This is a genomic window from Inquilinus sp., from assembly GCF_057815775.1.
Genome location: NZ_JBYRFX010001088.1, coordinates 1 through 8343, shown reverse-complemented (window position 1 = coordinate 8343; position 8343 = coordinate 1). Strand labels below are relative to the sequence as shown.

Below are 8343 nucleotides of genomic sequence, written 5' to 3'. Positions count from 1 at the left end.
GCGATGGTGTCGAGGCAGCCGCGCTTGCCGCAGCGGCAGGGCAGCCCGCCCGGCTCGATGGTGCAATGGGCGATCTCGCCGGCGCCGCCGCCATGGCCGCGATACAGCGCGCCGTCGACATAATGGGCGCAGCCGATGCTGTCGCCGAAGGTGACGGTGGTGAAGGTGCGGAAGTCGCGCGCCCGCCCGTACAGCCGCTCGCCGGTGGCGACGGAGTTGGCGTCGTTCTCCAGGGACACCGGCACGCCCGTGGCTCCAGCGATCACCGCCGCGACCGGCAGGTCGAGCCAGCCGAGATTGGCCGAATGCACGCAGCGGTCCTGGTCGTTGTTGACCAGGCCGGACAGGGCGACGCCGATGCCTGCATTCGGCCAATCTCGGCTGGATCGACCTGCCGGTGGCGGCGATGGTGACGGCGGCGACCGGCGTGCCGGCCACCCTGGAGAACGACGCCAATGCCGTCGCCACCGGCGAGCGGCTGTACGGCCTGGCGCGGGATTATCGCAGCTTCACCACCGTCACCTTCGGCGACAGCATCGGCTGCGCCCATTACGTCGACGGCGCGCTGTATCGCGGCCATGGCGGCGGTGCCGGCGAAATCGCCCATTGCACGATCGAGCCGGGCGGGCAGCCCTGCCGCTGCGGCAAGCGCGGCTGCCTCGACACCATCGCGCCGCGCCAGGCGATCCTGGCGCAGGCCCGGCAGCACGGCCTGACGGCGTCGACGACGGCGGAGATCGAGGCGCTGGCCGCCCAGGGCAACACCGACGCGATCCGGATTCTGCACCGCGCCGGCAGCGCGCTGGGCCTGGCCATCGCCCATGTCATCCAGATCAACAACCCGGAATTCGTGCTGGTGGTCGATGTCGACGGGGCGCTGGGGCCGCTGTTCCGCACCGTCACCCAGCAGGCGATCGAGGCCAATGTCCTGCCGCGCCTCGCCGCCTCGACCCAGATCCGCTTCCACCAAGCGACCCGCGACCTGTGGGCCCGCGGCGCCGCCAGCATCGCCGCCCACAAATTCCTGACCCGTGTCGAAGAAGGCTGAACGGACGAATGGGAACCCCTCTGCGCATCGCCGTCGGCGGCATCCACACGGAATGCAGCACCTACAGCCCGGTCCTGGCGACCGAGGCGGATTTCCGGGTGCTGCGTGGCGATGTGCTGACCGCCGACCCGTCCTTCGCCCTGCTGCGCGACTACGACGCGGAATTCCTGCCGACCCTGCACGCCCGCGCCATCCCTGGCGGCCCGGTCGCCCGCGCCACCTATGAGGCGTTCAAGGCCGAATTCCTGGACCGGCTGCAGGCGCTGGGCCCGATCGACGGCCTGTACCTCGCCATGCACGGTGCCATGAGTGTCGAGGGCATGGACGATGCGGAGGGCGACTGGATCACCGCCGCCCGGTCGCTGGTCGGGCCGGACTGCCCGATCGCCGCCAGCTACGACCTGCACGGCAATGTCAGCCAGCGCATCATCGACGCGCTCGACATGTTCTCGACCTACCGCACCGCGCCGCATATCGATGTCGAGGAAACCAAGCGCCGGGCCTGCACGCTGCTGCTGCAGCGCCTGCGAGACGGCGTGACGCCGCTGCTGCTGTGGGTGCCGGTGCCGGTGCTGTGGCCGGGCGAACGCACCAGCACGGTCGACGAGCCGGCGAAGTCGCTTTACGCCCAGCTGCCCTCGGTCGATGCGGTCGACGGCATCCTCGATGCCTCGATGATGGTCGGCTATGTCTGGGCGGATGAGCCGCGATCGACCGCCGCCATCATCCTCACCGGCACCGACCCGGCGGTGATGGAGCGTGAAGCGGTGCGGCTGGCCCAAGCCTATTGGGATGCGCGCGGCGACTTCGTCTTCGGCAGCCGCACCGGCACGGTGGATGAGTGCGTCGACTGGGCCGTCGGTTCGGCGACCCGCCCGGTGATCCTGGCCGATTCCGGCGACAACCCGACCGGCGGCGGCGTCGGCGACCGCGCCGACCTGCTGCGGGCGCTGCTGGCCCGCGACGCCCAGGACGTGCTGATCGCCGGCATCGCCGACCGGCCGGGAACGGACGCCTGCTTCGCCGCCGGTGTCGGGGCCAGTCTGCGCCTGAGCATCGGTGCGACGCTCGACACACAAGGCAGCGCACCGGTGGAGGCGGAGGCCGAGGTGCTGGTCCTGGACCCCGGCGTCGATGCGGCCGACCGGCAGGCGCTGGTCCGCATCGGCGGTATCCGGGTGGTGCTGACCGCCCGTCGCCGCCCCTTCCACAACATCTCGGATTTCACCCGGCTGGGCGTGCACCCGGCCGAGGTCGCGATCCTGGTGGTCAAGTCCGGCTACCTGTCGCCGGAGCTGGCGCCGCTGGCCAACCCGAACCTGATGGCGCTGTCTTCAGGCGTGGTCGACCAGGATGTCGAACACCTGGCCCGGCACCGCACGACCCGCCCGACCTTCCCCTTCGACCGCGGCTTCGACTGGCGGCCTCAGCCCGTCTGGTCGGCGCGGTCCCGCGCGGCTATCGGCCGATGACCTCCACCGTTGCGAAAGACCCGTCCATGACCGAAACACCCGTGATCGAGATCTGCGTCGAAGGCCTGGACGGGTTCCTGGCGGCCCAGCAGGGCGGCGCTGACCGGGTCGAACTCTGCGCCAGCCTGATCGAAGGTGGGCTGACCCCCAGCATCGGCACGATCCTGGAGGTGAAGGCCCGGGCGCGCATCCCGTTCCACGTCATCATCCGGCCGCGCGGCGGCGACTTCCTGTACAGCGAGACCGAATTCGCCAGCATGCTGGCGGATGTGAAGGCGCTGCGGGACCTCGGCGTGCCCGGCATCGTCATCGGCTGCCTGACCCCGGATGGCCGCATCGACGAGGCGCGGACGGCGCAGCTGGTGCGCGAGGCCCGGCCGATGAAGGTCACCTGCCACCGCGCCTTCGACATGACCCGCGACGCCGACGAGGCGCTGGAGGCGCTGATCCGCTGCGGCGTCGACCGGGTGCTGACCAGCGGCCAGCGGCCGACTGCGACCGCCGGGGTGGAGATTCTGAAGCGGGTGGTGGAACAGGCCGGCGACCGCATCGTCATCATGGGCTGCGGCGACCTGGATGAGGCGACGATCGCCGACGTCAAGCGCGCCACGGGGTTGAAGGAGCTGCACTTCGCCGCCCTGCGGCAGGAGCCGAGCGGCATGGTCTACCGCAACCCCGACATCGGCATGGGCGGGACGGAGCTGGAGCGCGAATACACCAACACCGTGACCGATCCCGACCGGGTGCAGGCCACCATCCGCGCGGCGCGCGGCGCCTGATGACGGAGGCCGGTACAGCACCGGGCCGGCGATCCTTCACCGACACGCTGCTGTCGGTGAAGGATCTGAAGACCATCTTCGACACCGAGGATGGCCCGATCCGTTCGGTGGACGGCGTCACCTTCCACATCGGGCGGGGCGAGACCCTGGCGCTGGTCGGCGAATCCGGATCGGGCAAGAGCGTCACCAGCCTGTCGCTGATGCGGCTGATCGCCAGCCCGGGCCGCATCGCCGGCGGCGAGATGCTGTTCACCGGCCCTGACGGCCGGCAGCGCGACCTGGCCCGCCTGTCGGAGGCCGAGATGCGCGGCATCCGCGGCAACGACATCGCCATGGTGTTCCAGGAGCCGATGACGTCGCTGAACCCGGTCTATCCCGTCGGCGACCAGATCGCCGAGGCGGTGCGGCTGCACCAGGGGCTGGGTCGGCGCGCCTCGCTGGACGCGGCGGCACAGATGCTGGAGCTGGTGGGCATCCCGGCGGCGCGGCGGCGGCTGAACGACTATTCGCACCAGATGTCGGGCGGCATGCGCCAGCGGGTGATGATCGCCATGGCGCTGTGCTGCCGGCCGACGCTGCTGATCGCGGATGAGCCGACCACGGCGCTGGACGTCACCATCCAGGCCCAGATCCTGGACCTGATGCGCCGGCTGCAGGCCGAAATCGGCATGTCGATCCTGTTCATCACCCACAATCTCGGCGTGGTGGCCGAGATGGCCGACCGCGTCGCCGTGATGTATGGCGGCCGGGTGGTGGAGGAGGGCGATGTGGTCGAGATCTTCAAATCGCCGCGCCACCCCTACACCATCGGCCTCTTGAACAGCGTGCCGCGCACCGATTATGCCGCGCTGGACCGCGGCGAGGCCCGGCGGCTGGAGGCGATTCCCGGCAACGTGCCCAACCCGCGGCGGCTGCCGCCCGGCTGTGCCTTCGCGCCCCGTTGCCGCCACGCCATCGACGCCTGCACCGTCGCCGTGCCCGCTCTGGCCGACACCGGCGGCGGGCACATGTCGCGCTGCATCCGCTGGGGTGATCTCGCATGAATGCCGATGTGGCCGATCGCCGGAGCACCATCGCCCTGCCGGCGCCGGGCCAGACGCTGCTCGAGGTCGAAGGGCTGCGCACCTGGTTCCCGGTCGGCGGCGGGTTCTTCGGCAAGAAGGGCCAGCATGTCCGGGCGGTGGAGGATGTGTCCTTCAGCCTGAAGCGGGGCGAGGTGGTCGGGCTGGTCGGCGAATCCGGCTCGGGCAAGACCACGGTCGGCCGGTCGATCCTGCGCCTGACCGAACCGACGGCGGGGGCGGTGCGCTTCGCCGGGACCGACATTCGCGGCCTGTCGAAGCCGGCCTTCCAGGCCTATCGGCGCGAGATGCAGATCGTCTTCCAGGACCCCTATGCCAGCCTGAATCCGCGCATGACCGTGGGCGAGATCGTCGGCGAGGCGCTGACCATCCATGGCCTGTCGCGCGGCCGGCAGCGGCAGGACCGGATCGCCGCGCTGCTGCGCCGGGTGGGCCTGCGGCCCGATGCGATGACCCGCTACCCCCATGAATTCTCGGGCGGCCAGCGCCAGCGCATCGGCATCGCCCGGGCCCTGGCGGTGGAGCCCAGCTTCATCGTGGCGGACGAGCCGGTCTCGGCGCTCGACGTGTCGATCCAGGCCCAGGTGGTGAACCTGATCCAGGACCTGCAGCGCGACCTTGGCCTGACCGTGCTGTTCATCGCCCATGACCTGTCGGTGGTCGAATATCTCTGCGACCGGGTCATCGTCATGTATCTCGGCCGGATCATGGAGACGGCGCCGGCGCGCAGCCTCTACACCGCGCCGCGCCACCCCTACACCCGCGCGCTGCTGTCGGCCGCGCCGGTGCCGGACCCGACGATCCGGCGCGAGCGGATCCTGCTGCAGGGCGACATCCCCAGCCCGATCAACCCGCCCTCCGGCTGCGTCTTCCGCACCCGCTGCCCGCACGCGCTGGCGGAGTGCGCAACCTCGGTGCCGGCGCTGCGCGAGGTTGCCCCGGGCCACGCTAAAGCGTGCATCCGCGACGACCTCTGACCGCTGCGACCCTTTGGGCCGGGACATCGCGGGCAGGCCGGGGCAGGCTTGCCATCCGAGCCCGACACAGACGAGACCCGCGATGCGACGCCTGTTCCTGGCCGCCCTGGCCCTGGCCGTGCTGCCGGCCCTGTCACCCGCCCGGGCCGACCCGATGCTGGCCGATTTCGACTATCCCTACCCGGTCCAACACTTCGACTTCGACTCCCAGGCGCAAGCCCTGTCGATGGCCTATCTGGACATCCGGCCGGACCATGCGAACGGCCGCACGGTGGTGCTGCTGCACGGCAAGAACTTCTGCGCCGCGACCTGGGAACAGGCGATCGGGCCGCTGGTCCAGGCCGGCTATCGCGTGGTGGCGCCGGACCAGATCGGCTTCTGCAAATCCAGCAAGCCCCAGGCCTATCAGTTCGGACTGCACCAGCTGGCGGCGAACACAAAGGCGCTGCTCGACCATATCGGCGTGACCAGGCCGATCGTCGTCGGCCATTCCATGGGCGGCATGCTGGCAATGCGCTATGCCCTGATGTATCCGGACGCCATGGCCGGGCTGGTGCTGGTCAATCCGCTCGGGCTCGAGGACTGGCGGGCGCTGGGCGTGCCGGAGCAGACGGTCGACCAGTGGTACCAGTCGGAACTCAAGGTCACCGCCGCCAGCATCAAGGCCTACCAGCAATCGACCTACTACGCCGGCACCTGGGCGCCGGCCTATGACCGCTGGGTGGCGATGTCGGCCGGCATGTACACCGGGCCGGGGCGGGAGCCCTTCGTGTGGGACCAGGCCCTGGTCTACGACATGATCCTGAACCAGCCGGTGGTGCATGAGCTGGAGCACATACGCGTGCCCACGGCGCTGATCATCGGCCAGCGCGACACCACCGCGATCGGCAAGGCCTGGGCGCCGCCGGAGGCCGCGGCCAGGCTGGGGAATTACCCGGAGCTCGGCCGTCGCGCCGCCGAACAGATTCCGGGTGCGGTGCTGATCCCGTTCCCGGAGGACGGCCACGCGCCGCAGATCCAGTCGCCCGACGCCTTCAACCGGGCGCTGCTGGACGTCCTGCCGAAGCTGGCTGGTAACTAGGTCGGCCGGGCGCTCATGGTCAGCAGGTCGTAGCGGGCGACGGTCTCGTCGTCCTGGTTGAACACCTCGACGTCCCAGCGCACCTCGCCGTATTCCGGCTTGCGGGCGGCGGTCTTGCGTTTGACCGTCAGACGGACGCGGATCGATTCCCCGGGCGATACCGGCTTCAGGAAGCGCAGATCGTCCAGCCCGTAATTGGCCAGCAGCGGCCCCGGCGCGGGGTCGACGAACAGGCCGGCGGCGAACGACAGGATCAGGTAGCCATGGGCCACCCGGCCGGGGAAGAATGGGTTCGCCCTGGCCGCCTCCTCGTCCATATGGGCGTAGAAGGCGTCGCCGGTGAAGGCGGCGAAATGCTCGATATCCTCGACCGTGATGGTGCGGGACGGGGTCTCCACCGTCTCGCCGACCGCGATCTCGTCGAAGTTGCGCCGGAACGGGTGGGTGGCGGGCATCGGCGCCGGCGCGCCCTTGATCCAGCTGCGGGTCAGGGCGGCCAGCCGGGCCGGCGACCCCTGCAGCGCCGTGCGCTGCAGGTAGTGGTGGACGCCGCGGATGCCGCCCAGTTCCTCACCGCCGCCGGCGCGGCCGGGGCCGCCATGCACCAGCCCGGGCAGCGGCGAGCCGTGGCCGGTCGATTCCTTGGCACAGTCGCGGTCCAGGATCAGCAGCCGGCCGTGGAACGGCGCCAGGCCGAAGGTCAGGGCGGCGGCGACGTCGTCGTCATGGGTGAAGATCGAGGCGACCAGGCTGCCCTCGCCGCGGCGCGCCAGTTCGACCGCCTGGTCGAGATCGTCATAGGCGATCACGGTCGCGACCGGGCCGAATGCCTCGACCACATGCACCTTGCGCGCCGTCGCCGGGGCGGTGCAGCGCAGCAGCACCGGGGCCATGAAGGCACCGTCGGCGGCGCCGTCATTGGCGGGGTCGCCCACCACGATCTCGGTCTCGCCGGCCAGTTCGGCGATGCGGCCCCGGACGTCGTCGCGCTGGGCGGTGCTGACCAGCGGGCCCATCCGCGTCGCCTCCTCCCGGGGGTCGCCGATCTCGATGCCGGTCAGCTTCGCCCGCAGCGCGGCGATCACCGCGCTCTCCTGCGCCCGCGGCACCAGGATGCGGCGGATGGCGGTGCATTTCTGCCCGGCCTTGGCCGTCATCTCGCGCACCACCTCGCGAATGAACAGGTCGAATTCCGGCGTCTCCGGCGTTGCGTCGGGGCCGAGCACCGCGGCGTTCAGCGAATCGCGCTCGGCGACGAAGCGCACGGCGTTGCGCGAGATCGCCGGGTGGTTGCGCAGCTTTTCCGAGGTCTCGATCGACCCGGTGAAGGCGACCAGATCCTGCCCGGTCAGATGGTCCAGCAGGTCGCCGGTGCTGCCGGCGATCAGCTGCAGGCCGCCCGGCGGCAGGATGCCGGATTCGACGATCAGCTTCACCACCGCCTCGGCGACATAGGCGGTGGCCGAGGCCGGCTTGGTGATGACCGGCACCCCGGCCAGGATCGCCGGGGCCAGCTTCTCCAGCATGCCCCAGCACGGGAAGTTGAAGGCGTTGATGTGGACCGCGACGCCGGTCAGCGGCGTCAGCACATGCACCCCGACGAAGCTGCCGCCCTTGGACAGCGGCTCGACCCCGCCTTCGACCAGGAAGCGCTCGCTCGGCAGCTCGCGCCGCCCGCGCGAGGCATAGGCGAACAGCGTGCCCAGCCCGCCGTCGATGTCGATCAGGTTGTCGCGGCGGGTGGCGCCGGTGTCGGCGGCCAGGGCGTAGAGCGGCTCCTTCCGCTCGGACAGGTACAGCGCCAGCGCCTTCAGCAGGTCGGCGCGCTGGTGGAAGGTCAGCCGGCGCAGCGCCGGGCCACCGACCTCGCGGGCGTGGCGCACCATGCCGGCGAAATCCAGGCC

General features: G+C 70.7%; 8 protein-coding genes. 6 read left to right on the top strand and 2 right to left on the bottom strand.

All coding sequences use genetic code 11. The features are described 5' to 3' along the window. Positions 1-311 (bottom strand): ROK family protein (locus AC3XYG_RS38930; RefSeq protein ID WP_489145277.1); only part of this gene is annotated, 311 nt, incomplete at its 3' end. Between the two features lie 50 nt (positions 312-361). On the opposite strand from AC3XYG_RS38930, the gene AC3XYG_RS38925 reads away from it, so the two are divergent. The 6 genes from AC3XYG_RS38925 to AC3XYG_RS38900 all read left to right on the top strand — a co-directional run bounded on the left by AC3XYG_RS38925 (position 362) and on the right by AC3XYG_RS38900 (position 6439). Continuing rightward, positions 362-1048 (top strand): ROK family protein, encoded by a 687-nt coding sequence (locus AC3XYG_RS38925; protein WP_489145278.1) that lies wholly within the window; start codon positions 362-364, stop codon positions 1046-1048. An 8-nt stretch (positions 1049-1056) separates the two neighbouring features. Further along, positions 1057-2520 carry a M81 family metallopeptidase gene (locus AC3XYG_RS38920; RefSeq protein ID WP_489145276.1) on the top strand — a complete coding sequence of 488 codons (1464 nt, stop codon included), beginning with the start codon at positions 1057-1059 and terminating at the stop codon, positions 2518-2520. Between the two features lie 26 nt (positions 2521-2546). Beyond that, positions 2547-3299: a copper homeostasis protein CutC gene (locus tag AC3XYG_RS38915; protein ID WP_489145275.1), complete on the top strand. Its 753-nt coding sequence runs from the start codon at positions 2547-2549 to the stop codon at positions 3297-3299. Further along, entirely contained in the window at positions 3299-4342 is a 1044-nt protein-coding gene (locus tag AC3XYG_RS38910) for an ABC transporter ATP-binding protein (RefSeq protein ID WP_489145274.1), read from the top strand. Before AC3XYG_RS38915 ends, AC3XYG_RS38910 begins: the two co-directional genes overlap by 1 nt. Beyond that, the gene (locus AC3XYG_RS38905; protein ID WP_489145273.1) at positions 4339-5358 is read left to right on the top strand and encodes an ABC transporter ATP-binding protein; all 1020 of its coding nucleotides are present in this window, start codon (positions 4339-4341) and stop codon (positions 5356-5358) included. Before AC3XYG_RS38910 ends, AC3XYG_RS38905 begins: the two co-directional genes overlap by 4 nt. Positions 5359-5440: 82 nt before the next feature. Continuing rightward, positions 5441-6439: an alpha/beta fold hydrolase gene (locus AC3XYG_RS38900; RefSeq protein ID WP_489145272.1), complete on the top strand. Its 999-nt coding sequence runs from the start codon at positions 5441-5443 to the stop codon at positions 6437-6439. On the opposite strand, the gene paaZ is transcribed toward AC3XYG_RS38900, so the two are convergent. Next, a partial coding sequence (gene paaZ / locus AC3XYG_RS38895; protein WP_489145271.1) for a phenylacetic acid degradation bifunctional protein PaaZ occupies positions 6436-8343 on the bottom strand: 1908 nt, incomplete at its 5' end. The two genes, AC3XYG_RS38900 and paaZ, sit on opposite strands and share 4 nt — an antisense overlap.